The 23278-nt window shown below is 68.6% G+C and carries 21 protein-coding genes, 1 tRNA gene and 1 pseudogene; 9 read left to right on the top strand and 14 right to left on the bottom strand.

The features are described from left to right. Positions 1–18 precede the first annotated feature (18 nt). Positions 19–504 carry a YbaK/EbsC family protein gene (locus N1F89_RS00280; RefSeq protein WP_290080386.1) on the top strand — a complete coding sequence of 162 codons (486 nt, stop codon included), beginning with the start codon at positions 19–21 and terminating at the stop codon, positions 502–504. A gap of 371 nt (positions 505–875) precedes the next feature. Here N1F89_RS00280 and N1F89_RS00275 read toward each other — a convergent pair whose 3' ends face one another. The 8 genes from N1F89_RS00275 to N1F89_RS00240 all read right to left on the bottom strand — a co-directional run bounded on the left by N1F89_RS00275 (position 876) and on the right by N1F89_RS00240 (position 9477). Further along, complete coding sequence (locus N1F89_RS00275; protein ID WP_290080385.1) at positions 876–2168, bottom strand: amidohydrolase family protein; 1293 nt, start codon at positions 2166–2168, stop codon at positions 876–878. A 103-nt stretch (positions 2169–2271) separates the two neighbouring features. Beyond that, complete coding sequence (locus N1F89_RS00270; RefSeq protein ID WP_290080383.1) at positions 2272–3582, bottom strand: TRAP transporter large permease subunit; 1311 nt, start codon at positions 3580–3582, stop codon at positions 2272–2274. A 6-nt stretch (positions 3583–3588) separates the two neighbouring features. Next, complete coding sequence (locus N1F89_RS00265; RefSeq protein WP_290080382.1) at positions 3589–4116, bottom strand: TRAP transporter small permease; 528 nt, start codon at positions 4114–4116, stop codon at positions 3589–3591. Positions 4117–4253: 137 nt separating this feature from the next. After that, positions 4254–5240 (bottom strand): TRAP transporter substrate-binding protein DctP, encoded by a 987-nt coding sequence (gene dctP, locus N1F89_RS00260; RefSeq protein WP_290080380.1) that lies wholly within the window; start codon positions 5238–5240, stop codon positions 4254–4256. Between the two features lie 57 nt (positions 5241–5297). Then, positions 5298–6278, bottom strand: a complete 981-nt coding sequence (locus tag N1F89_RS00255) for a hypothetical protein (RefSeq protein ID WP_290080694.1) — start codon at positions 6276–6278, stop codon at positions 5298–5300. A 9-nt stretch (positions 6279–6287) separates the two neighbouring features. After that, positions 6288–7445 (bottom strand): Xaa-Pro peptidase family protein, encoded by a 1158-nt coding sequence (locus N1F89_RS00250; protein WP_290080379.1) that lies wholly within the window; start codon positions 7443–7445, stop codon positions 6288–6290. Positions 7446–7461: 16 nt separating this feature from the next. Next, positions 7462–8373 carry a branched-chain amino acid transaminase gene (locus N1F89_RS00245; protein WP_290080378.1) on the bottom strand — a complete coding sequence of 304 codons (912 nt, stop codon included), beginning with the start codon at positions 8371–8373 and terminating at the stop codon, positions 7462–7464. 54 nt (positions 8374–8427) lie between these two features. Continuing rightward, positions 8428–9477 carry an amidohydrolase family protein gene (locus N1F89_RS00240; RefSeq protein WP_290080376.1) on the bottom strand — a complete coding sequence of 350 codons (1050 nt, stop codon included), beginning with the start codon at positions 9475–9477 and terminating at the stop codon, positions 8428–8430. Between the two features lie 385 nt (positions 9478–9862). Between N1F89_RS00240 and N1F89_RS00235 the strand changes: the two genes are divergently transcribed. Both N1F89_RS00235 and N1F89_RS00230 read left to right on the top strand, forming a co-directional pair. After that, positions 9863–10882, top strand: coding sequence for a LysR family transcriptional regulator (locus tag N1F89_RS00235; RefSeq protein ID WP_290080374.1), 1020 nt, complete (start codon positions 9863–9865; stop codon positions 10880–10882). A 167-nt stretch (positions 10883–11049) separates the two neighbouring features. Continuing rightward, positions 11050–11256 (top strand): hypothetical protein, encoded by a 207-nt coding sequence (locus tag N1F89_RS00230; protein WP_290080373.1) that lies wholly within the window; start codon positions 11050–11052, stop codon positions 11254–11256. Between the two features lie 145 nt (positions 11257–11401). On the opposite strand, the gene N1F89_RS00225 is transcribed toward N1F89_RS00230, so the two are convergent. Further along, on the bottom strand, positions 11402–12340 hold the full coding sequence (locus N1F89_RS00225) for a cation diffusion facilitator family transporter (RefSeq protein WP_290080372.1): 939 nt from the start codon (positions 12338–12340) through the stop codon (positions 11402–11404). Positions 12341–12962: 622 nt separating this feature from the next. On the opposite strand from N1F89_RS00225, the gene N1F89_RS00220 reads away from it, so the two are divergent. Continuing rightward, positions 12963–13052 (top strand) — tRNA-Ser (locus N1F89_RS00220). Positions 13053–13641: 589 nt separating this feature from the next. Here the strand turns inward: N1F89_RS00220 and N1F89_RS00215 are convergent. The 3 genes from N1F89_RS00215 to N1F89_RS00205 form a co-directional block, all read right to left on the bottom strand. Continuing rightward, positions 13642–13848, bottom strand: a complete 207-nt coding sequence (locus N1F89_RS00215; RefSeq protein WP_290080371.1) for a hypothetical protein — start codon at positions 13846–13848, stop codon at positions 13642–13644. After that, complete coding sequence (locus tag N1F89_RS00210; protein WP_290080370.1) at positions 13848–14048, bottom strand: hypothetical protein; 201 nt, start codon at positions 14046–14048, stop codon at positions 13848–13850. Before N1F89_RS00210 ends, N1F89_RS00215 begins: the two co-directional genes overlap by 1 nt. A gap of 428 nt (positions 14049–14476) precedes the next feature. After that, positions 14477–15637 (bottom strand): MFS transporter, encoded by a 1161-nt coding sequence (locus N1F89_RS00205; protein WP_290080369.1) that lies wholly within the window; start codon positions 15635–15637, stop codon positions 14477–14479. A 90-nt stretch (positions 15638–15727) separates the two neighbouring features. Between N1F89_RS00205 and N1F89_RS00200 the strand changes: the two genes are divergently transcribed. From N1F89_RS00200 to N1F89_RS00180, 5 genes and pseudogenes are all read left to right on the top strand, one after another. Continuing rightward, complete coding sequence (locus N1F89_RS00200; protein WP_290080367.1) at positions 15728–17071, top strand: PLP-dependent aminotransferase family protein; 1344 nt, start codon at positions 15728–15730, stop codon at positions 17069–17071. A gap of 285 nt (positions 17072–17356) precedes the next feature. After that, a pseudogene (locus N1F89_RS00195) lies at positions 17357–17974 on the top strand (chemotaxis protein CheB); the annotation flags it as partial. Between the two features lie 94 nt (positions 17975–18068). Beyond that, positions 18069–20327, top strand: coding sequence for a PAS domain-containing protein (locus N1F89_RS00190; protein ID WP_290080365.1), 2259 nt, complete (start codon positions 18069–18071; stop codon positions 20325–20327). After that, the gene (locus N1F89_RS00185; protein WP_290080363.1) at positions 20324–20677 is read left to right on the top strand and encodes a response regulator; all 354 of its coding nucleotides are present in this window, start codon (positions 20324–20326) and stop codon (positions 20675–20677) included. The genes N1F89_RS00190 and N1F89_RS00185 overlap by 4 nt, the downstream gene beginning before the upstream one ends. Positions 20678–21054: 377 nt before the next feature. After that, positions 21055–21585: a YetF domain-containing protein gene (locus tag N1F89_RS00180; RefSeq protein WP_290080361.1), complete on the top strand. Its 531-nt coding sequence runs from the start codon at positions 21055–21057 to the stop codon at positions 21583–21585. 229 nt (positions 21586–21814) lie between these two features. Here N1F89_RS00180 and N1F89_RS00175 read toward each other — a convergent pair whose 3' ends face one another. Then, entirely contained in the window at positions 21815–22396 is a 582-nt protein-coding gene (locus N1F89_RS00175; protein WP_290080359.1) for a TetR/AcrR family transcriptional regulator, read from the bottom strand. Positions 22397–22452: 56 nt separating this feature from the next. Beyond that, on the bottom strand, positions 22453–23277 hold the full coding sequence (locus N1F89_RS00170) for an alpha/beta hydrolase (RefSeq protein WP_290080358.1): 825 nt from the start codon (positions 23275–23277) through the stop codon (positions 22453–22455). Position 23278 lies beyond the last annotated feature (1 nt).

The raw sequence follows: 23278 nt of genomic DNA, 5'->3' as shown, positions 1-23278 counted from the left end.
CGGAAAGAGGTTTTCGCGATGAGCAAGAGCATCGAGCGGGTGCGCGGCGCGGCGGCCGACGCCGGCCTCGACATCGAGGTCCGCCGCATGGGCGCCTCGACGCGCACGGCCGAGGAAGCAGCCGCGCAATGCGGCTGCGAACCGGCGCAGATCGTCAAGTCGCTGGTCTTCGCAGGCGCCGACAGCGGCCGGCTGTTTCTCTTTCTGGTGCCCGGCGACCGCCGGCTGGACGACGCGCGCGCGGCCGCGCTGGCCGGCGAGAACCTGACGCGCGCCGAGCCGCGCCGGGTGCGCGACGAGACCGGCTTCGCGATCGGCGGCGTCGCGCCGATCGGCCATCTGAGCGCGCCCACGGTCTATGCCGACCGCGGGCTGCTCGCGCATGACGTCGTGTGGGCGGCGGCCGGCGCGCATGACGCGGTGTTCAGCGCCGCACCGGCCGCGCTCATCGCCGCCGCCGGCGCCCGGCTGGCCGACATCGCCTCGGCCGCCGACAAGGGCTGAGCGCGGCACGCGCACACCGGCGCCGCGGCCGTCCATCGAAAGCGCGGCGGTTCTGCCGCCGCAGGGTCGCAGCGGCGGCCAGGTCGGGTCGGAACACGGGCGTCGGCGCCGCCCAGCGACCCCGTGAGCCGCGGCGCGACGCCGGAACAGGCGCGTTCGCGACCCGCCGGGCCGACCGCGGATCCGCCCTGCCGTCATGACCGGAAAGTTCCATAATCCATCTTATGCGACTTTCGGATCGCCATGATGCGACCGGCCGACGGACACCACGCAGCCGGCAAAGCCCGCCGCCTTCCCGGTCGCGCGCCCCAGCGCGCCTGACGGCTTTGAAGGACAGCGCCTTCGGCCGCCCGTGTCGCCGGCGGCGTCGCTCAGCCCGCCACGACCTCGGCCGCGCCGCCGGCCAATGCCCCGGCGAAGGCGCTGCCGACGACGAAGCGGCTGGCGTCGCGGTCGACGACCGTGCGGCCGTTGAGCACCACCCGGCGGATGCGCTGCGGGTCGCGCAGCACCGCGATGTCGGTCAGCGGGTCGCCGTCGACCACCACCAGATCGGCGAGCTTGTCGGCCTCGAGCGTGCCGACGCGGCCGTCGAGCTTCAGCATCGCCGCGCTGTCGCGCGTCGCCACCAGGATCGCCTCCATCGGCGTCAGCCCCATCTCGACGAGATAGACGAGCTCGTCGAGATTGTTGCCGTGATGGGTGAAAGGCACGCCCGAATCCGTGCCCATGGCGAGCCTGACGCCGGCCTTGTGCGCGGCCTTGAAGCCGGCGACATGGGCGTCGATCGCCGATTGCGCCTTGGCGACCGAATGCGCCGGGATGCCGGCCGCAGTGCCTTGCCGCACCACGTTGCGCACCGCTGCCGACGTCGCCACCAGCGTCGTGCCGTGCTCGAGCATCAGCGCGATGCCCTCGGCGTCGACGAAATAGCCGTGCTCCACCGAATCGACGCCGGCGACGGCCGCGTTCTTGATGCCCTGGGCGCCATGCGCATGCGCGGCGGCGATCTTGCCGGCCTTGTGCGCCTCCTCCACCGCCGCGCGCATCTCGTCGACGGTGAGCTGCGGGCTGCCGATCTCGGTGCCCTGGGTCAGGATGCCGCCGGTTGCGATCAGCTTGACGTTGTCGGCGCCGGCCTTGAGCTGCGCGCGCGCCGCCCGCCGGGCGGCATCGGCACCGTCGACCTCGACGCCGAGAAGCTGCCAGCCATGCCCGCCCGTCATGCACAGCGCCCGGCCGCTCAGCACCAGTCGCGGCGTCACGCACAGACCGTCGGCCGCCGCCTGGCGCAGCGCGAAGTCGATGCCGCCGGGCGTGCCGCAGTCGCGCACCGTCGTCAGCCCGCTGCCGAGCGAGGCGAGCGCGTTCTTCGATGCCGTCATCAGGCCGACGAGTTGCGCCTGCGGCGTGTCGAGCGCGACCGGCGCGGCGAGCGCGTCCATCGAGAGATGGACGTGGCAGTCGATCAGGCCGGGCAGAACCGTGCGTCCGCCGAGGTCGACGACGCGCGCCCCGGAGCGCGCCGCTGCCCCGGCGGGCTCCCCCTCGCCCACCGCCTGGATGTGCGCGCCCTCGAACGCCACATAGCCGGTGAAGACCGCGCCACGGCCGTCGACGATGCGGCCGTTGGCCAGGACGGTGCTGGTGTGTGAAGTCGGCATTGCGGTCCTCGTCATGTCCGGCGCGGCGGCTGCCGTGCCGTCGCTTTCGCGGTCTGGGCGTCGCGGCCGGCAGCCCCGGCCGCCGGCTTCGCGTCCACCGCCGTCATTGCAGCATCTGCGCCGGCAGCCACAGCGACAGCGCCGGGATGGCGATCAACAGCGCCATCACGATCAGGTTGCAGATGATGATCGGCACCGCCGCACGCGTGATCTCGCCCATCGTCGTGTCGTGCAGGATGCCCTTTGCCACGTAGAGCAGCACGCCGAACGGCGGCGTGATCTGCGCCAGCTCGACATTGATGAGCATCGCCACGCAGAACCAGATCGGATCGTAGCCGAGCGCGGTGACGACCGGCAGGAAGATCGGCACGGTCATCATGATGAGCGGGATGCCGCCGATCGGCCCGCCGAGGAACAGCGTGATGAGATGCATCATCACGATGACCCAGATCGGCGGAATGGGCAACGCCGTCGCCCAGCCGATGAGTTCCTGCGTCGCGCCGGTATAGGCGAGAAGCTGGGTGAACGCCTTGGAGGCGGCCAGGATCGCCAGCACCATCACCGAGATGCGCAGCGTCGACATCAGGGCCTCGACCGTGACCGACCAGGTCAGCCGGCCGTAACAGGCTGCCAGCCCGAAGGCGCCGGCCGTGCCGAGCGCCGCCGCCTCCGTCGGCGTCGCCACGCCGAGGAAGACGACGCCGATCACCAGGAAGATGATGATCGACAGCGGCAGGATGTATTTCGCCGTCAGCACCAGGCGTTCGCCGAGCGGCACCGGATCGGACGAATAGGCCGGCGCCGCGCTCGGGTCGAGCCGGCTGGCGAGCACCACATAGACGATATAGGCGAGCGCCAGCAGGATTCCCGGGATGATGATGGCGATCAGCAGCTTGCCGACCGACACCGAGGCGATGACGGCGAGGATGACGCCGAGCGCGCTCGGCGGGATCATGATCGCCAGGCCGCCGCTGCCGAGCAGCGGACCGATGCTCAGCGACTTGCTGTAGCCGCGCTCCTGCATGGCCGGCGTCAGCGTGCGGATCAGCATCGCCGTGGTGCCGATGCTGGCGCCCGACAGCGTGGCGAGCAGCGTGCCCGAACCGATCGCCAGCAGCGACAGCCGGCCCGGAATGGCGCCCATCCAGGTGTCGAGCGTGTTGATCATCTTCATGGCGATGCCGGTTCGGAACAGCACCTCGCCCATCAGGATGAACAGCGTGATCGGCAACAGCACGAAGACCGACAGGCTGCCGTAGACGCCGTCGATCAGCAGCTCGAAGCCGGCCTCCCCCATGAAATAGCCGAGATAGATGATGTTGACGCCGAAAAAGGCGAACACCACGGGAACGCCGAGCAGGATCAGGAAGAAGAACGTCCCGATCAGCAGCAGAAATGCGAGATACCACTCCATGCGTCGTCACACGTCCGTTGTGTCGTGGGGCGCCTCGGCGCGGTTGTCCTTCAGCGCGCCGCGGATCGAGCGCACGAGCTGGATCAGCCACAAAAGGCTGCCGAGCGGGATCACCGCGTAGATGTAGAAGAGCGGCACCTCGCGGATCTTGAAGAAGTCGTAGTTCTCGTTGACGTAGTTCTGCCAGGTGACCTTGGCGCCGTACCAGGTCAGCACCGCGCAGGTCAGCAGCGCCAGGCCCCAGGCGACGTAGCGTGCCATCGCGCGCACCGGCGCCGGGAACATCTGGACGATGGTGTCGTCGCTGGTGTGGCCGCCCTCGCGCTGCAGCCAGGCGACGCCGAGGAAGGTCAGGAAGACCAGGCTCCATTCGTTCAGCGAGGTCACCCAGCCGAGCGAGAAGCCGAAGAAGTAGCGCACGATCACCTCGAAGGAGACGCTGACCACCTGGAACATGATCAGCGCGCACCCCACCAGTGCGAGGCAATCGAGCAACCGGTCGAAAGAGCGCCCGAGGCGCTGGCCGATGCTCATCGTCGTGTTCTCCTCCGAGGCTGGTTGCCGGTGCCCGCGCCGCGCCGGCGACAGGCCGCGCGAGGCGTCGCCACGGCCTGTCGCGTCGATCCTGCCGCAGCCATGCGCGACCGGGGCGCACCCGGTCGCGCCATGCCCTAGCGCGGCCCGATCAGCGCCTTGATCTCGGCCACGCGCTCGGCCCCGAGCAGCTCCTCGAGCACCTCGAAGCGGCTTTCGGCGGCCATGCGGCGGAACCGTTCGGCCTCGTCCGGCGGCAGGTTGGTGAAGGTCATGCCCGCCTCGCTCAGCCGCGCGCGTTCCTGCGCGGCCATCTCGGCGACGATGTCGGCCATCTCCGCCTCGATCTCGACCTGTGCGTCGGTCAGGATCGCCTGCAGCTCGGCCGGCAGGCCGTCGAACCGCTTGCGGTTCATCAGCGTGATGGTGGTGTGCGAGGGCCAGAACGCATCGGCCAGCATGTAATCCGTCACCTCATGCAGGCCGAGGTCGTAGGCGAAGATGTTGTAGGGCGCGGCCGTCACGATGCCACGCTCCAGCCCGCCGTAGATCTCCGAGATGTTCATGCCGATCGGATTGGCGCCGAGCTTGCGGAAGAAGCCGTCATAGCCCGAATGCGAGCGGATCTTCATGCCCTCGAAGTCGGCCAGCGTCTCGACCGGCTCCTTCGAGAAGATGAAGAAGCCCGACTGCGTGGCGGCACGGCCGATCACCTTGATGTTGATCTTGCTGTGCGCAGCGTCGAGCATCTCCAGATAGCCGTTCTCGCGCTCCTCGGCCGGTGTGATGCTGGACAGGCCGAGCGTGTCGACCTCCGGCACCAGCGCGCTGTGCGCGGTGAACGTCAGCGTGATGTCGGCCAGGCCCTTGCTGACGGCGCTGACCTGATCGCCGACGGAAAACACCTCCGGCCCGCCCAGAATGTCGATGCGCAGCCGGCCCTCGCCCTTCGTGTTGACCTTGTCGATCCACGCCTTGAAGATCGCCATGCTGTCCTCCACCTTGGAGGGTGGCGCGTAGGTGAGCGCCTTGAGCACGACCTCCTCGGCCTTGGCGCCGGCGATGCCGGCCAGCAGCAGCGATGCCGCCGCCAGCGATTTGGCTGTCCGTCGAAGTCCACGCATGTCGGTTCTCCTCCCTTTATGCGGACGTTTGGTGCCGGCGCGGGCGCCGGCTTGCGTTCAGGTCATCTGGAAAAGCGTGCCGGTGCCCGCCTCGACGGCCCGCCTGTAGATTTCCCAGCCGATCACCACGTCGGAGCTGGCGATGCCGCACACGCCGACGAAGGTGCGCGCGTCCGGCGCCGCCTTGCGGGCCGTGCCGGCGACGAGATCCTGCGTGCGCTCGATGCGCCCGGCATCGAGCCCGGCCGCCGGCCGGGCGCGCGACAGCAGCGCGGCCAGGCTGTCGGGATTGTCGGCCACCACCCGGTCCATCGCCGCCGGCACCTCGTCGTGCCAGGCGTTGGTCAGGTCGAGCGGCACGAAGAAGCTGCCGGGCGCCAGGCAGTCCGCCGTCACCGGCCGGTCGCCGCCCGGCGGCACCGACGACACGACGATGTCGCTGGCGCGCGCCGCCTCGGCCGGCGTGTCGACCGGGACGATGCGCCACGGCCCCTCGCCTGCGAGCTCCTCGGCGAAGCGGCTGCGCGAGGCCGCCGTCTTCGACGACACGTAGACGGTGCGCAGCGACGGGAAGGCCGCGCCCATCACCCGCAGGGACCAGCGCCCGAGGCCGCCGCAGCCGACCAGGGTGAGCGTTTCCGGCGCACGGTCGATCAGCGCGCGCACGGCGACCGCCGCGCAGGCGGCGGTGCGCAGGAAGGTGACGTGCATGCCCTCCATGATGCACACGGGATGGCCGTGATCCGGGTCGTTGAGCACGATCAGGCCGGTCGAATCGGTCATGCCGCGGTCGAAATTGCCGGGAAAGTAGGAGACCCACTTCATGCCGAGCGCGCGGCTGCCGTCGACCCAGGCCGGCATCGCGTGCAGGAAGCTGCCGGGCCGCTCGGGATGGACGCCGATCTTCGTCGGCACCTCGGCCTTGCCTTCGGCGTCGAGCCGGTAGGACAGCTCGGTCAGGTCGAGCACGTCGGCAAGCGACAGACCGAGCAATCGGATGTCCTGCTCGCTGAGCAGGCGCAGCGGCTGTTTCGTCATCGTCACCGTTCAGTTCACCTCGAAAAGGCGCCAGTCGGGCACCGGCGAAATGACCTCGGGTCCGTCGGCGCGGATCACCACCTGCTCCTCCGGATTCACCAGCCCGTCTTCGCTCTCGATCTTCGGCTCCGGCGTCAGCACCATGCCCGCCTCCAGCACTGTCCTGTCGGTGCCGGAGATCGACGGCGGTTCGTTCTCCAGCCCGATGCCGTGGCCGATCCGCTTGGCGGGATGGTCGGAATAGTTGCGCCACTGCGGCCGGGCCGCCAGACGCGCCTGCGAGAAGGCGAACAGCTCGCTGACCGGGGTGCCCGGCACCATGCGTTCGATGATCTCCCAAAGCAGGTCCCACATGCCGTCATGCTCGGCCTTCTGGCGCGGCGACGGCTTGCCGAAGACGGCGCGGCGGGTGATGTCCATGCGGTAGCCGGCGAAGCTGCAGCCGCCGTCGATGTAGAGGACGTCTCCTTTCTGAAAGGTTCGTCCCGCACCGGTGGCGCCGAACACCATCGGCGCCTCGGACGACAGGTCGGCGCCCTCCTCGGCATAGAAGGCCAGCACCTGGCGCTGCACCTCGGGCACGGAGACGCCGGGCCGCAGCCCCTCGAGCATGCGCTGCCAGGCCCGGCCGCCGATCGCGCAGGCGCGCCGCATGCAGTCGATCTCCCATTCCGACTTGATGAGCCGGCAGCCCCACAGGACGGGGCCGGAATCGACGAACCGTACCCCGGGCAGCTGCTCGCACAGCAGCTGGTAGTCGACATAGGGAATGCCGAGCCAGGTCTCGCGGCCGAGCTCGATGCCCAGCCGACCGCCTTCCAGCCCGCGCTCGCGCACGATCTCGGCGATGCCCCAGTCGACGCGCGGCGCATCGTCGAACGGCACTTCGGGATAGATCCGCCGGTCCGCGACCCAGGAGGGGAACGGCATGTCGTAGAGCCGGCAGAACATGTCCGGCCCCGACCAGGTGATCAGCGCCGGCTCGCCCTCCAGCGGCAGCACGAAGATCGCCGGCCGCGACTTCATCCACGCCGGCACCCTGTGGCCGGTGAAATAGCCGTAGTGCACCGGATCGGTGACGATCAGCCCGTCGAGACCGCGCGCGTGCATCAGGCTGCGCGCGCGTGCCACCCTGTTGGCGTGTTCGTCGGCTGGCATTGCTGTCATGCGGCGTCTCTGCGTCTCATACGAAGGTCAGCCACTCGGGGTGGCCCGTGCTGCGGCCGTAGACCGCGTCGAAATAGGCGTCCTGGATGCGCTTGGTGACGGGGCCGCGCTTGCCGCTGCCGATCGGCCGCCGGTCGAGCTCGACGAGCGGCGTCACCTCGGCGCCGGTGCCGGCGAAGAACGCCTCGTCGCTGGTCAGCACGTGATCGCGCGAGAACAGCTCCTCGCGCACCTCGAGACCGAGCTCGCGCGCCAGGACGATGACCGTGTCGCGGGTGATGCCCTCGAGCAGATGCGTCAGCGGCGGCGTCACCAGCACACCGTCGCGCACCAGGAAGATGTGCTCCACCGAGCCTTCCGCCACATGGCCGTTGCTGTCGAGCAGCAGCGCCTCGTCATAGCCGTCGCGGCGCGCCTCGGTGCGCGCCATCTGGAACAGCATGTAGTTGCCGCACGCCTTGGCCTTGGACATGTTGGTGTTGATGTGATGGCGCGCATAGGTCGACACGCGCGCCCGGCTGCCGTTCTCCACGGTGCCCTTGCCGACATACTCGCCCCAGTACCACACCGCGATGGCGACGCTGACCGAGCACTCCTCGTAGGCGAGCCCCATCCCGCCCTCGCCGACATAGGCGAGCGGCCGGATGTAGCACTGTTCGAAGCCGTTCGCCTTGATGATCGCGCGCGTGCCTTCGACCAGCGTGTCGAGGCTGTGCGGCAGGCTGAAGCCGAGAACCTCCGCCGAGCGGGCGAGCCGCACCATGTGCTCGCGCAGGCGGAAGACGGCCGCCCCGCCCTCGGCCTTGTAGCAGCGTATGCCCTCGAAGACGCCGAAGCCGTAATGCAGCGTGTTGCTGACCAGATGGACCGTCGCGTCGTCCCACGGGACGATCTTGCCGTCGATCCAGATCTTTTCAGCTTTGTCCATCGGGCGGTCTCCGGTCTGGCTTGTCGGGTGTCGTAGGGATGCGGCGGGCCGGGCTCAGCCGGCCTGCCTGTCGCGGCCGGCCACGGTGCGGCCGTCCAGCACGACGCGGCGGATGCGCTCGCGGTCCTGCAAAATGGTGATGTCGGCGAGCGGGTCGCCGTCGACGACGACGAAATCGGCGCGCTTGCCGGCTTCCAGGCTGCCGATGCGGTCGTCCATGCGCAAAAGCCGTGCGCTGTTCAGCGTCGCGATCGCGATCGCCTCCATCGCCGGCACACCCATCTCGACCAGGTAGACGAGCTCGTCGAGATTGTTGCCGTGGTCGGTGAAAGGCACGCCCGAATCGGTGCCCATCGCCATGCGCACGCCGGCCTTGTAGGCGCGCTTGAAACCGTCGATGTGGTGCTCGATCGCCGCTTCCGCCTTGGCCACCACCTCGGGCCGGATGCCGGCGGCCACGCCGTGGCGCACGACGTTGCGCACCGCCGACGAGGTGGCCACCAGAAAGGTGCCGCGCTCGATCATCATGGCGATGCCTTCGTCGTCGATCAGATAGCCGTGCTCGATGGAATCGACGCCGGCGCGGATGGCGTTCTTGATCGCCGTCGTGCCGTGCGCATGCGCGCAGGCCGTCTTGCCGGCGCGGTGCGCCTCCTCGACGCCGGCGCGCATCTCCTCGACCGTGAACTGCGGCGCGCCGATCTCCGAGCCGGGCGTCAGGATGCCGCCGCTGGCCACCAGCTTGACGGTGTCGGCGCCCGCCTTGAGCTGGCCGCGGGCGGCGCGGCGTACGCCGTCCGCCCCGTCGGCCTCGAGACCGAGGCTCCAGCCGTGGCCGCCGGTCATGCAGATCATCACGCCGCTGAGCGCCAGCCGCGGCGTCGTGCACAGCCCCTGCCCGGCCGCCTGGCGCAGCGCGAAGTCGATGCCGTTGCGCGAGCCGCAGTCGCGGATCGCCGTGACGCCGGCCTCCAGCGTGCGCACCGCGTTGCGCGCCGAGCGCAGCACGGCCACCGCATCGCTGTCGGCGGCCGCCTGGGCGCGCGGATCGGCCACGCCGTCGTTGCGCAGATGCACGTGGCAGTCGATGAAGCCGGGCAGCACCGTGCGCCCGCCGAGGTCGCACCGCTCGAGCGCATCGCCCGCGACGGAAGCGTCTCCGGCTGCGATCGATGAAATAACGCCGTTCTCGACAATAAAATGACCGGAAAAGCTTTTACCGGTTCCGTCTATTATTTGCGCGTTCGTATAGACGACAGCCAATGCGAGAAGTCCCCACCCTGTGATCTTTGCACCGTCTGAAAGCGGCGCGTTCGTTCACCATGTCGCAAAGGGCTGGTGCTGCATAATGCCTTTTCGCGTCGATGCCATAACCGTTCGGCATGACCCCGGCACCTCTTGCGCGCCGACAACCGCGACGCGGTTGCGGCCGCCGGCTCTGCTCGCTAGGCGTTGTTGCGTTTTCGCGCGACCGCGCCGACAATCCGCCATGGACCTGAATCTTCGCGAGATTTCCTATTTCCTGAAGGTCGCCGAGCTCGGCAGCCTGGGCAGCGCGGCGGCCGCGCTGGCGATCAGCCAGCCGGCGCTGAGCCGGGCGCTGAAGCGGCTGGAGAACCGGCTCGGCGGCGCGCTTTTCGTGCGCCACACGCTGGGCATGGACCTGACCGCTTTCGGCGAGGCGTTCGTGCCGCATGCCCGCATTCTGCGCGCCGACGCCAACCGCACCATCGCCGATCTCAACCTGCTGAGGGGCGCGGCGCGCGGCGTGGCGCGCGTCGGCATCGTGCCGAGCGCGGCCAGCTTCCTGCTGCCGCCGGTGTTCGAGCGGGCGCTGAAGCGGGCGCCGGAGATCGAAATCCATGTCGTCGAGGCCTCGAGCACGCAGCTCGTTGCCGACCTCGAGCGCGGCCATGTCGACTTCGCCATCGCCAGCGCCCTGCCCGCCCAGGACAGCGAGACGATCGCGGCGACCGACCTCTTGAAGGAGCAGATGTTCGTCGTCGCGCGCCGCGACCATCCGCTCGCCGCCGCCGGCGCCGCCTCGCCCGAAGACCTCATGCGCTATGCCTGGATCGTGCCGGAAAGCGGCAACGCCATCCTGCTCGAGCTGCGCAAGATGTTCATGCGGGCCGGCTTCGAGCCGCCGCGCGCCAGCGTGTCGGCCAACTCGGTGCACACGCTGAAGCGCACGGTCGCAGCATCGGACTTCCTGACCATGCTGCCGGCCATGGCCTTCCGCCGCGAGGAGGAGGAAGGGCTGCTGCGGCCGCTGGCGCTGAAGCTGCCGGAGATCTTCCGCGATCTGAGCGTGCTGCGGCGCGCCGCGCGGCCGTTGCTGCCGGCCGCCAATCTCGTCCTGTCGGAGGTGCGCGACCTCGTCGCCTCCGGTTCGGCGCCGTTGCAGGCGCCGCTCGTGCGAGCGAACACGCGCCTTTTGCGCCGGCCCAAGGAGCGCGGACCGGGCACCGTGCACGGCATCGGCCTGCCGCGCCCCGGGCCGCGCTGAGACCGAGCCGGCATGGTCGACGCAATTCTCCGCCGGCTATGTCATATGTCTATGGTCACCGGCGGGCCACCGGCCCTATGGTCCGCGCATCGCCGGCCGACATCCGGGCGCGTCGGCGCTGCGCGTTTCGAGCCGCTCCCGCACGCCCGCAGGACGCGAGATCAGCCATGACCAACGCCACGCTGCTTGAAACCATCGATTCGGTGCTGCGCGACCGCGCCGACGGTCCGCGCCTGCTGTCGGTGTCGCAGACGCTCGCGGCCGTGCGCGCCCTGCTGCCCGACCTGGCGCTCGGCGAGAGCGACCTGGTGGCAGCCGTTGTCGAGAAGGCGATGCTGGCCGGCTTCAGCATCGAGTTCGACGGCGAGGCCTGAGGCGTTCCAGGCGACGTGGAGATCGGTTCGCCGTTCGCGGGCGTGCCGACGATGTGCGGGCGCCGATCGGCCGGTCCGGGCGACGCAGACCGGCACGCGTCCCGGCCGCCGGGTCGGGGTGCCCTGCCCGCGCGTCGGCCGGCGCTCAGCGCGCCGCCGCCTCGCCGCTCGGATGGCCGAAGGTCTGCGCGTCGGGACAGGCGTGCCGGGCGCATTCCATCTCCAGCGTCGAATGGCCGATGCCGAACTCGCGCGCCAGCAGCGCCTTGGTGCGCGCCTTGACGTCGTCGGCATCGCGCCAGGCGCCCTCCTCGATCACCAGATGCGCGTCGAGCGCGTTCTCGTGCTCGTCCATCTGCCACAGATGCGCGTGGTGCACCGCGTGCACGCCGGCCACGCCGCGGATGGCGGCCACCACCTTGTCGGCGGCGATGTCGGGCGGGCTGCCGAGCATCAGGATGCGGATCACCGGGCCGATCTCGCGGAACGACTGCCACAGGATGTAGCCGGCGATCATCACCGTGACCAGCGGATCGACCAGTCGCCAGTCGTAGAGCAGGATCAGCGTGCCGGCGACGATGACGGCGACCGAGCCGAGCGCGTCGGCGACGTTGTGCAGGAAGGCGGCGCGGATGTTCACGCTCTGCTTCGACAGCGCATAGGTGAGCAGCGCCGTCGCCGCGTCGACGACGAGCGCGATGCCGGCGATGATGATGACCAGCCAGCCGTCGACGCCCTGCGGATCGACGAAGCGCAGCGCCGCCTCGTAGAGCAGGTAGAGGCCGATGACGATCAGCGTGGTGTAGTTGATCAGTGCGGCGACCACCTCGACGCGGCCATAGCCGAAGGTCATGCTGCGGTCGCTCGGCCGGCGCGCGATGCGCCGCGCGCCGAAGGCGATCATCAGCGAGGCGGCGTCGGAGAAGTTGTGGATCGCGTCGGCGATCAGCGCCAGCGAGCCGGCGACCAGGCCGCCAACGATCTGCGCCAGGGTGAGGCCGAGATTGACGACGATCGCCAGCACCACGCGCCGGTCGCCCGACGCGGCGTCGACGCCGTGGTGATGATGATGGTGGCCGGCCATGCTGGATCCTCTCGCTGGACTGTCGCGCGGCAACAGCTAATTCCTCCAGCCACTCGAGCTTCAAGAAAAAAATGCGGCCTCGCGCACGGCCGGCCCCACCCCCGCGCCGGGGGGCTGCCGCGCCGCGGATCTGCCGGCAAGCGCCGCACGGTTCGCGCCGCGCCCGGCCGCGGGGCTGCCGCGCCAGGGATCTGCCGGCAAGCGCCGCACGGTTCGCGCGGCAGCGCGGGCCGGTGAACTCCCGAAGCGCCGGAGCAAGCCCAGGCCGCCGCCGCGCCGACGGCGATGGACGTGGCCGGCACGGGTGTGGGTGTAGAGCGCGGCGTCGCGCGTGCGCACGCCCGCGCCGATCATCCGCGCGCGAGCCGCAACGGCGCCGTCGCCCTGCCCGCGCGCAGCGCACGGCCGTCCGCCCCTTGCTGTCCAGCCGCCGGTGCTGCCAAGCCGCCGCCGCCGAACCGCCGACCGCTGTCCCCGGGCGCGGCCCCTCCTCCGCCGGCCGCGCGCCCTCCGCCGTCCCTGGCGGGCACCGCCGCCGGCCGCGCGCAGGCCCACCGCGTCCCGGCGCCACCGGCGACGCCTTGCATTGCCGCGGCGCATTGCGCATAGACTGGCCCGGCCCGGAGGGATGGCCGAGTGGTTGAAGGCTCCGGTCTTGAAAACCGGCAGGCGGGCAACCGTCTCGTGGGTTCGAATCCCACTCCCTCCGCCACAACACAAATATAATCAATGAGTTAGCTTCTTTTTTTGGCATGCCATACCGTTTGCCGGTCCATGTGGCTAACGGCTTTCGCGCGATACTTGGAAAGAAACGGTGAGGATGCGCGCGAGACCGGCGCTATATGTCGGATTTGACTAAGCGCGGCAGCAAGCCCCTACGAGCGATGCGTGCAGAGAAGCACATGCGCGGCGTGGCGGATGCGGCTAGCCGGATGGTGCAGGCCGCCGCGACACGCGGCCCGTATTCGCCGGGTACGTCAAGCACCGTCCGTTTGCGAAGGCGATCCTGGCCGATCTGCGGAATGAGGCGGCCCCTGTCGAGCCGAGAGATAGCCACCATGCGCTGCGAGGCATGCGCGAGGAAGGGCATCTCCGGAGCGTGGCAGATGTGAGGGGGAATTTGATGTGGGAGCGGCGGGCAACCTAAAGGCAACCCGCCGCGTTTAGGAGATGCCATGGCCGACAAGATTATTCACCCGATTACGGTCAAGATGGCCCCTATCCGAATTGGGACAGAGTGCGCATCGCAATCGAGTGCCTTCTTTTCGGTGAGTTCTCCTTTGATGGGGAGCTTTCCGACGTTAGATCGGAGGCTCGCCGTAGACCGCCGCAAGCCGGTCAAGCTCAGCAGCCAAGTTGAGGCCCATAAAGGCAGCACCTCGGCTAAAGCTCATCCCCGGCCCGATGCCTACAGAACCGTTCGGGCCGCTGATTTGCACCGACTGTACGCTTCGCCACATCCCGTTTGGATCGCGACGGAAGCAATTCAGAAGTTCCTTGTCCGTCATCACGCGGCCCTCCGCTTGGAGGCTGCGACCTGCTCGCTGCCCGCATGTTTCCGGGCCTTCAGAACATCATTCACGCGGCCCGGATTGACGCCGTATGATGCCGCGATGTGATGCTGATACTCGCCGTTCCAATGGCGAAGCCATACGTCCACGGCATCGCCAAAGGTCAGGTGATAGGGTGGCTTTTGGGGAATAGCCATATAAAGAAGTCCTTATGTCGGACTTCGGAACGGCTTGACAGCGCAGTGGATGCGAGTATCCTCGCGACGCAACTACCAATGAACCGCAGGCCGTTCCGAAGCTGTTGCGGTTTCGATGGGAGGCCGGGGTCGCCACCCCGGCTTTCTCCCATCGCGAATCAGGAATAACCTCGATTCAACCAAATATAAGAGGCGACTCGTCTCCGCACGTCAAGGATTCGTTTTCTTGACGGTGCAACCCTAAGAGCCCGTCTCGAAAGGGTTGAGTAGCTGGCGCGGTCGTGCTTCCGAATTGGGTGTCGAAGCCTATTCGGAGAGACCTAATGTGGACGCCAGCTACACCGCATTCCTCTACGCCGCAGCCGTCATAATCCTCGTCAGACGCATCGCCCGCCACTCATGAACAGTTTCGGCACGGACTCTAAGCATCAAGACGATCGTGCATATTGCGTCGCCGCGCGGCCATAGCGACGAGCGGCGACGATCGCGCTTGTTGCCAGGAGGAGAACGAGGAAGGCCGCCATCGCCTCGATCAGTCCAAACGCGTCGGCCAGCACGCCACTCCCGATCACGGGCAGCGAAAAGCCGGCATAGGCATAGACGAAGAGGCCCGCGGTGGCGCGCGCCCGGTTGTCGGGTGCGCGGAGCGCGAACTCGGACAGCCCGGCGAGATAGGTGAAGCCGTAACTGGACGCGCTGGACAAGCCCGTGCCCAACAGGACGAGCGCGATCGACTGCATCCACGCGCCGACGAGAAGAATGGTGAAGCCAAGCGGGATCAGCGCGAGCCCGACGGCGAGAGCCGTTTCGTTGGTCATCCGCTTCGCGATCGGCTGGCAGAGGAAGCCGACGAAGATGGCGAGGAAGATCACGGGGCCGGTCCATCCGGCGAGGCCGTGTGCCGCAAGCTGCAACGGGACCACCGCGATGGTCATGCCGGTCGACGACCAAGCCAGCGCCAATGCGACCCCGAAGGCCCAGCTCCCCTCCGGAAAAACCGGAAGCCGCAACAGGGAAACGGGCTTCGGATCGTCCAGTCGGGGTGATCCGAGCATGAGCAGAGCCAGGAGCGGCGCCGCCACGAATAGCGCGGCAAAGCTGACGGGAAAGAACGTCGCGCCCTGCAGCGTCAGGCTGACACCTGTCGCGAGCGCCCCGCCGCCGAAGCCCAGAGAGGTCGCCGAGGTCACGGCCAGCGCGGCGCGGCGGGTCTGGTCCGCGCCCATGATCTCGGTCATGTACGCGGTTCCCGCTGTCGTCGCCAGACCGGTGCCGATGCCCAGAAGCAACCGCGCGACGATCAGACTTCCCCAGGTCGGAGCGAAAACGAGCAGCGCGGTGGCGACCGCACCGAGGACGAGGGCAGCAGCCAGCGGTGTCCGGCGACCGATCCTGTCCGACAGACCGCCCAGCAGGCACAGGGTCGGCATCAGTCCCGCGACGTAGGCAGAGAACGCGATCGCAACGGCCGTCGCGGCATGGCCACTCTCCGCCACGTAGGCGCTGTAGAGCGGGGCCTGCAGGTTTACGGCGAACGTCACCGTGAAAAGGGAGAGAGCCAGACAGGTGGCTGCCATCGTGCGGGACATTGTCGGGTCCTGTGCTTTGCGCCATCGGCTCCTCGTTGACATGGCGCCAGATTTGATACAATCTAATTACTGTCCTAAATACAGTTACCCATGCCCAAGGCCCAGTTCACGCACCTCGCCGAGAAGCTCGCCGCGGATATCGACGACGGCACGCTCCCGCCAGGCACCCGGCTGCCGACGCACCGGGCGTTCGCAGAAGGCCAAGGCGTTGCTCTCGCGACCGCGACCCGCGCCTATGGCGAATTGCAGAAGCGCGGTTTGATCGTCGGCGAGAGGGGGCGCGGCGTTTTCGTCCGGGACACCGGCGTGCCGACGACGCTCGGGATCGAACAGGCGGCCGCGGATGGCCTGATCGACCTCGTCTTCAACATGCCCGGAGACGCGACGGATGCGGAGATGCTGCGCGCGGGCTTGAAGCGCCTGGCCTCGGCCGGCGATCTTGAAGCAATGCTGAGGTATCAGCCGCATGGCGGCCGATCTCACGAAAGGAGGATCATCGCCGCCCACGCCGGCGCGCGCTTGGGCCAAATCGATCCCGATCGGCTGCTGATCACCTCCGGCGGGCAGCACGGGCTGGCGATGGCTGCCCTTGGCCTTCTGCGCCGGGGAGATGCCGTCGGCACGGACCCGTTGACTTACCCGGGCTTCAAGGCGGTCGCGTCACTCCAAGGCCTCTCCCTCGTGCCCGTTGATGGACGTGACGGGATCATCGACATTGATGCGCTCGAGCACCGATGCCGCCGGGACGGCCTTCGCGCGCTGTACCTCATGCCGACGGTCCAGAACCCGCTCGGCGCCGTCATGGACGAGGCGACGCGGCACCGCCTGATCGAGGTCGCCCGCCGCCACGATCTCCTGCTAATCGAAGACAGCGCCTATGCCTTCCTGGAGACCGATCCGCCGGCGAGCCTCGTCGAGATCGCTCCGGAGAGGACGGTGCACGTCGCAGGGTTCTCGAAGAGCATCGCGACCGGCCTGCGCGTGGGCTATGTCGTCGCGCCCGAACGGTATGCCGAGCGCCTGACCCGCGTCGTTCGGGCCACGACCTGGAACGCGCCGGCGCTCGTCACCGCACTGGTAGTCGGCTGGATCGAGGACGGGACGCTGGCACGCTGCGAGGACGCCCGGCGAAGAGACGGAGCCGAGCGGCAACGGCTCTTCCGCAGCATCCTCGGCGACGTTCCGGCTCTCTCGCACCGGAATGCTGGGTTCGCGTGGCTGCCGCTCGCCGGCCGCGCACGCGTTGAGCCTCTCGTCGCGCGGCTGAAGGCAAAGGGCATCGCCGTTTCTCCCAGCGGCGCCTACGACGTCACCGAAGCCGCGCCGCAAGCGATCCGCCTTGCGTTCGGCGGCGTTGTGAAGGCGGACCTGGAGCAAGCCCTGGAGACGATCCGCACCGAACTGTCGTCGCCTGCGGTCCGCAACCTGCGCTGAGCCGCTTCGTCGGCCGCTCGACCCGCGTGCGACACCGCCTCGGCGCGCCGTTGCGATCGCTGTGTTTGCGCGACATCGCCGCGCAGGCCGAGGTCCCTCGGCAAGACGCCGGTCTATTGCTTTGATCGTGCAGAAGAAACGGCGCATCCGACCGGGTCCGAACCCGTGGCCTCCGCCTTCGGACGGGCGATGCTCGCCTGAGAAGAGTTCGGGTTCCGTCCCTGCAGACGGCATCCGAACCGCGGGACCGGACACCCGCACTGGCCATCTTTTCCGAGCCGCCCTATGCTCTTGATTTCTGGCAATCCGGTGCAGGAAACGGCGATGAGCGACGAGACGGACAACGGCGGCACGGCCGCCGATCGTGCTGCGCCGGCGCTCGACTTTCCCGTGGTCGGCATCGGCGCCTCGGCGGGCGGCATCGCGGCCCTGAGGACGTTCTTCGCGGCGGTGCCCGAGAAGCCCGGCATGGCCTTCATCGTGGTGCTGCACCTGCATCCCGAGCACGAGAGCCACCTGGCCGACCTGCTGCGCAAGGTCGTGAAGCTCCCCCTGCATGAGGTCGACGGCGACACGGCGATCGAGCGCGACCACGTCTACGTCATCACGCCGAAGCACGCGCTGACGCTCGAGGAGGGCCGCATTCGCGTGAATCCGGCGGGCGAGAGCCCGCGTCATCCGGTCGACACGCTGTTCGGCTCCATGGCGACGGAGCAGCGCGAGAAGGCCATCGCGGTGGTCCTGTCCGGCACCGGCACCAACGGCACGGCGGGCGCCATCCGGGTCAAGGAGGAAGGCGGGATCGTCCTCGTCCAGGACCCCGAGACGGCCGAACACCAGGGCATGCCGCAGGCGACGATCGGCGCCGGGATGGCCGACCGCGTGCTGCCGCCGGACGCGATGGCGCAGGAGCTGCTGGCGCTGGCCGCGCACGCCTACGTTCGGGCGCCCGCCGAGGCCGCCAGCCTGCAGGACGGCGAAGAACAGCAGCTCGCGCATGGATCTCGTCTCCTGCCGAAACCTGCTCATCTACCTCGACGCGGAGGCGCAGAAGCCCGTGACGGCGCTCCTGCACTTCGCGCTGCGGGAGGGCGGTTATCTGTTCCTCGGCACGGCCGAGGGCGTCGGCGAGCGCGAGGACATGTTCCACACGGTGTCCAAGAAATGGCGCATCTATCGCCGCGTCGGCCCGACCCGCCACGAGATCGTCGACTTCCCCGTTGCGGGGCACCACCACCGGTCGCCGGCGATGCCGCTCACGGCCGCACCCGGCGTGAAGGCGCCGGCCCAGCGCGCGCGTGAGGCGCTGCTCGAGCATTTCGCGCCGCCCTCGGTGCTGATCGACGAGCACTTCCACGTCCACTTCTTCCACGGCGAGACCGAGCGCTTTCTCGACCAGCCGCGGGGCGAGCCGACGCGCGACCTGCTGAGCCTGGCCAAGCGCGGGCTGGCGGCGCGGCTGCGCGCGGCCGTGCACCGCGCGATGCGCGAGAGCGAGCCGGTGACGGCGGAGGCGCAGCTCGACGGCGCGAAGCTCGTGCCCGTGCGCATCACCGTGGCTCCGCTCGGCGAGGAGCCGCGCCGCCTGCTGGTGTCGTTTCAGGCGGGCGACGCCGACGCGCCATCCGCCGCGACGAGCGAGGCCGGCGAGCGGCCGCCGCGCACGGAGAACGAGCTCGAGGACGCGCTGCGCGCCTCGCGCGCCGAGCTGCGCGAGACGGTCGAACAGCTCGAGAGCTCGAACGAGGAGCTCAAGGCCTCGAACGAGGAGATCACCTCGATGAACGAGGAGCTCCAGTCGACGAACGAGGAACTCGAGACCTCGAAGGAGGAGATGCAGTCGCTGAACGAGGAGCTGAACACCGTCAACGTGCAGCTTCAGAGCAAGGTGGCGGAGCTCGAGCAGCGGACGCACGACCTCGACAACCTCTTGAGCAGCAGCGCCGTCGCGACGCTGTTCCTGGACCGCGAGATGCGCATCCGCTTCGCCACGCCGGCGGTGCGCGACCTGCTCGACGTGCTGGAGAGCGACATCGGCCGGCCCGTGTCGCACCTCGCGCAGAAGTTCGATGACCCCGACTTCGTCGAGGACGCGCGCGCGGTGCTGCGCACCCTGCAGCCGCGCGAGCGCGAGGTCGGGACGGGCGCCGGCCGCTGGTTCGAGCGTCGGATCGTGCCCTACCGCGCCGAGGACCGGATCGACGGCGTCGTCGTCACCTTCAGCGACGTGACCGAGCGGCGGCGGAACGAGCAGGAGATCGCGGCCGCCAAGGAGTTTTCCGAGAGCATCGTCGAGACGGTGCGCCATCCGCTGCTGGTGCTCGACCCTTCGCTCAACGTGGTCTCGGCGAACGACGCGTTCTGCCAGACCTACAACGTTTCCGGCCACGAGGCCGTCGGCCGCAAGGTCTTCGATGTCGGCGGCGGCCGGTGGGACCTGCCCGAGCTCCGGCGCCTGCTCGACGAGGTGCTGCCGCACGACAAGGCTTTCGACGATCTGGCGATGGCGGCGGACTTCACCGGTCTCGGCCATCGCGACATGCTGCTGAACGGCAGGCAACTCGACCACGTGCAGCTCATCCTGCTCGCGATCGAGGACGTGACCGAACGCCGCCGCGCCGAGCGGGCGCAGCAGGCGCTGCTCGACGAGCTGCAGCACCGCGTCAAGAACCTGTTTGCCAACATCAGGTCGATGCTGAGGCTGACCAGCAAGGGCGCCGAGAGCGTCGAAGGCTTCCTCGGGCGCTTCACGGACCGGCTCGGATCGCTCGAGCGCACCCAGGACATCCTCAGCCGCGAGGGCGGGCGGGGCGTCGATCTCAAGACCCTCATTGCGGCCGAGTTGGAGGCGCACGGCGCGCCGCCGGACGGGCAGGTCACGGTCGAGGGCGATCCGGTCCTGTTGTCGCGGCGGACGGCGCAGGCGCTCGCGATGGCGGCGCACGAGCTTGCGACCAACGCAGTGAAATACGGCGCGCTGGCGCATGGCGGCGATTTGGATGTGTCGTGGAAGCGCTCGGCGGACGCGGACCGCCTTGTCTTCGGCTGGCGCGAGAGGGGCGTTCCGGGCGGCACGAAGGAACTCGAGGGCGGCTTCGGCAGCAAGCTGATCCGCGAGATCGTGCCCTATCTGCTGGGCGGCAAGGCCGAGCTCGAAGCCACGGAGGACGGCCTGCGTTGCGACATCGACGTGCCGCTCGAGCGGCCCGACGAGAGCACTGCGGCGGAGGTCGGCGTCGGCGCGGCGCGCGGATGATGCGTATCCTTGTGGTCGAAGACGAGTTCGTCCTGGCGATGGACCTGGAGCAGGAGCGCGCGGACCTCGGTTGCCAAGTCGTCGGTCCGGCCGGGCGACGCGATCACGCGCTGTCGCTGGCCGGGACGGAGCCGATCGACGGTGCGCTCCTCGACATCAACCTGAACAACGGCGATACCTTCGAGACCGCCGGAGTGCTGCAGGCACGAGGCATCCCCATCGCCTTCGTCACCGGCTACAGGGACCGGGCGCTGCCCGGGCCGCTGGCCGAGGCGCCGCGCCGGATCAAGCCGGTCACGACCCGCGAACTGCGGGACATCCTCGCCCGCTTCGCCGCAACCCGGTCCTGAGCTGGACGGCGGCCGCGCGCGAAACGGGCCGGCACGGCTCGTTCAGCCGGCCGAACGCCCGCGTCGTCCGCGCCTGCTGCATCACCCGCCCCCGTTGGTCGACGCACACAGACATCACCGCGAAGGAGTGCCCTGCCCCGACAGCGGCACCGCCGACACGGCCCGCAGGTGCCGCAAGGCCCCCACGCCTCGTGACCTTGAGAGCCGATCTGCTCTTCACGGAACCGCAGTTCGGCTCCAGCTTATCGTTTTGACGCGTTTGCGAACGGCGAACCGGTTTCCACTTCGCCTGGCAACGCTATGGCGGCGCGTTCCTGCGACGATGACCGCGGCAGAAGGAGCCTGTTCGCGCAGCAGGCGAGCGGAGGCGAACGATCATGGACACGTTTCACCACCTTGTCGGCCAGGACACGCCGCATATGGCGTGGTGGCAGATGACGATCCGCGCGGGGATCATTTTCCTCTACGCGCTCGTGCTCTATCGCCTGGCGCCGCGGCGGTCGTTCGCCAACCTGTCGGCCCAGGATCTGGTTCTCACCGTCATCCTCGGCTCGTGCCTCAGCCGCGCGCTGACGGGCAACGCGCCGCTGCTGCCCACCTTGGTGGCGACGGCGGTGCTGGTCGTGCTGCATGCCGCCGTTTCGGCGCTCGCCCCGCGGAACGAGATGGTCTCCTACCTCGTGAAGGGCCGGCCGATCCGTCTGATCTGGCAGGGTGCGGTGGACTGGGAGGCGGCCCGACACAGCGGACTGGGACCGCGCGACCTGAATGAGGAGCTGCGCCTGAAGGGCGTGACCCGGGTCGAGGACGTCGCCGAAGCCCATCTCGAGCGCAACGGCGCCCTCAGCGTGATCGCCTCCCGGTCCGGCCGGGCGTCCGGGCCACGGTCCACTTCGACAAAGCCGTAGCCGCCACAGTCGGTCGGGCCGCATCGCAGGCCCCACAGCGTCTCCGTCTGGGCAAGCGGGCATTCTAGGTCGTGCAAGATGCCCTGCAGATCGTCCCGCTGGTCGGGGCCGGATCATCCCGCCTCGCCAGCCGCTCCAGCACCCGCGCTGTTTCTCGCTGCGCAACGGTGAGGCGGTCGCGGCATCGGCGCTTGGTTGGTTGTCCTGCTGCGCGGTGGAGTTCGCAGGCTCAGCGCCGGTCACCGAACAAGAAATCCAGCATGATGGCCACAACCTGATCGACGCGACGCGACTTGCCCTGCAGGCGCGTTGCCAGGACGAAGCCGTCGAAAGCCATAAACAGCAGATGCGAGAACGCGTCGTCGCGGGTCAGGATATCCCGCCGGTGCGCGGGCAGATGCGCGGCCAACATTTCCGAGACGCGCTTTTCCAGTTCGAAAAGCAGCTTGCGGCTGTACTTCTCGTCCGGTTCCGACAGCGCGATGCCCTGAAGCAGGTTGCTGGCGAGATTGTTCTGCGCCATCGGGATGTCGCGCCAAAGTGCCAGGAGCAGCCGCTTGATCCGCGCCTCCGAGGAGGAGATGGAAGCCAACTCGAGCTCGAGCGCGTCGAATTGCTCATGCAACCATGGCGTCATCACCGCCCAGAGAATTTCAAGCTTCGAGGAGAAATAGACATAGATGTTGGATGTGGGGAGACCGGCCTCCTTGGCGATCTCTCCTATCGTCGTCTTCGCATATCCGTTTCTGGAAAACAGTTTTGTGGCGCTGTCGACGATCGCGTCATGGACTTCAGCTTTTTTGACTTGCATCTGTTCTCTCGCGCCGAATTGATGTCGAGCCTCGCCTGCGAAAAAGCCGCTGCATCTCACGATGGATCCTGCATGAACCGCAGCGCCTCGGCGACCCAGATGCCGTCGGGGTCGCCGGCGAGATAGCTCGCCTCGAAATGGTCGAGGCCGGGAAACTCGATCTGACGCACCGTCCCGCCCCTTTCCCGAAGAGCCTGCACCATCTTCGCCGCTTGCGCCTTGAGATGCGGAAAGTCTCTCTCGCCGAAGGCGATCAGAAATGGCGGTGCGCGTTCCAGACCTTCCAGGGGACTGGCGACGCGGTCGACATCGTCCGACGGCGGCCCGAGGAAGCGCGGTCGCATCGGCAGAGCGCTCGACGGCCCGAAATCGTAGACTCCAGACACCGGCAGACAGCCGCGCAGCGGGTTCTCGGCGATGCCGCGCGCGCGGTGCCAGGACGTGCGCGTTGCAAGCAGGGCTGCATAATGCCCGCCGGCTGAATGTCCGCCGAGGAAAAGTCGTTCTGGATCACCGCCGTGATCTGCCACGATCTCGCGCAGGTGCATCACCCCTTCGGCGACGTCCTCCGGGCCTGTCGGAAACAAGAACGCGGGCGCCAGTCGGTAGCCGATGCTGGCGAAGGTGACACCTGCCCGCGTGAAGGCCGGTGCCATGAAATCCATCCATTCCTTGTAGCCGTTGGTCCATCCGCCGCCGTGCACAAAGGCCAGAACACGGCCGTCGGGGCGCGGCGCCGGGAACAGGTTGAGCCGCTGATAGGGGTCGGCGCCATAGGCGATGTCGATCCCCTCCTCGCGACGCCGCGCGAGACAGCCTTCATGATAGCCGCGCGCAACCTCGGAAAGCGGTTCCTGCGACGGATAGTCCTCTATCTTCATG

The organism is Aquibium sp. A9E412 (assembly GCF_030398335.1).
GTDB lineage: Bacteria > Pseudomonadota > Alphaproteobacteria > Rhizobiales > Rhizobiaceae > A9E412.
This window is presented reverse-complemented; position numbering and strand designations above follow the sequence as displayed.

What these genes read in the sequence shown, in the direction of transcription:
- N1F89_RS00280 (WP_290080386.1), top strand. Translation starts at nt 19, where the DNA reads ATGAGCAAGAGCATCGAGCGGGTGCGCGGCGCGGCGGCCGACGCCGGC.
- N1F89_RS00275 (WP_290080385.1), bottom strand. Translation starts at nt 2,168, where the DNA reads ATGCCGACTTCACACACCAGCACCGTCCTGGCCAACGGCCGCATCGTC.
- N1F89_RS00270 (WP_290080383.1), bottom strand. Translation starts at nt 3,582, where the DNA reads ATGGAGTGGTATCTCGCATTTCTGCTGCTGATCGGGACGTTCTTCTTC.
- N1F89_RS00265 (WP_290080382.1), bottom strand. Translation starts at nt 4,116, where the DNA reads ATGAGCATCGGCCAGCGCCTCGGGCGCTCTTTCGACCGGTTGCTCGAT.
- dctP (WP_290080380.1), bottom strand. Translation starts at nt 5,240, where the DNA reads ATGCGTGGACTTCGACGGACAGCCAAATCGCTGGCGGCGGCATCGCTG.
- N1F89_RS00255 (WP_290080694.1), bottom strand. Translation starts at nt 6,278, where the DNA reads ATGACGAAACAGCCGCTGCGCCTGCTCAGCGAGCAGGACATCCGATTG.
- N1F89_RS00250 (WP_290080379.1), bottom strand. Translation starts at nt 7,445, where the DNA reads ATGACAGCAATGCCAGCCGACGAACACGCCAACAGGGTGGCACGCGCG.
- N1F89_RS00245 (WP_290080378.1), bottom strand. Translation starts at nt 8,373, where the DNA reads ATGGACAAAGCTGAAAAGATCTGGATCGACGGCAAGATCGTCCCGTGG.
- N1F89_RS00235 (WP_290080374.1), top strand. Translation starts at nt 9,863, where the DNA reads ATGGACCTGAATCTTCGCGAGATTTCCTATTTCCTGAAGGTCGCCGAG.
- N1F89_RS00230 (WP_290080373.1), top strand. Translation starts at nt 11,050, where the DNA reads ATGACCAACGCCACGCTGCTTGAAACCATCGATTCGGTGCTGCGCGAC.
- N1F89_RS00225 (WP_290080372.1), bottom strand. Translation starts at nt 12,340, where the DNA reads ATGGCCGGCCACCATCATCATCACCACGGCGTCGACGCCGCGTCGGGC.
- N1F89_RS00215 (WP_290080371.1), bottom strand. Translation starts at nt 13,848, where the DNA reads ATGACGGACAAGGAACTTCTGAATTGCTTCCGTCGCGATCCAAACGGG.
- N1F89_RS00210 (WP_290080370.1), bottom strand. Translation starts at nt 14,048, where the DNA reads ATGGCTATTCCCCAAAAGCCACCCTATCACCTGACCTTTGGCGATGCC.
- N1F89_RS00205 (WP_290080369.1), bottom strand. Translation starts at nt 15,637, where the DNA reads ATGTCCCGCACGATGGCAGCCACCTGTCTGGCTCTCTCCCTTTTCACG.
- N1F89_RS00200 (WP_290080367.1), top strand. Translation starts at nt 15,728, where the DNA reads ATGCCCAAGGCCCAGTTCACGCACCTCGCCGAGAAGCTCGCCGCGGAT.
- N1F89_RS00190 (WP_290080365.1), top strand. Translation starts at nt 18,069, where the DNA reads ATGGATCTCGTCTCCTGCCGAAACCTGCTCATCTACCTCGACGCGGAG.
- N1F89_RS00185 (WP_290080363.1), top strand. Translation starts at nt 20,324, where the DNA reads ATGATGCGTATCCTTGTGGTCGAAGACGAGTTCGTCCTGGCGATGGAC.
- N1F89_RS00180 (WP_290080361.1), top strand. Translation starts at nt 21,055, where the DNA reads ATGGACACGTTTCACCACCTTGTCGGCCAGGACACGCCGCATATGGCG.
- N1F89_RS00175 (WP_290080359.1), bottom strand. Translation starts at nt 22,396, where the DNA reads ATGCAAGTCAAAAAAGCTGAAGTCCATGACGCGATCGTCGACAGCGCC.
- N1F89_RS00170 (WP_290080358.1), bottom strand. Translation starts at nt 23,277, where the DNA reads ATGAAGATAGAGGACTATCCGTCGCAGGAACCGCTTTCCGAGGTTGCG.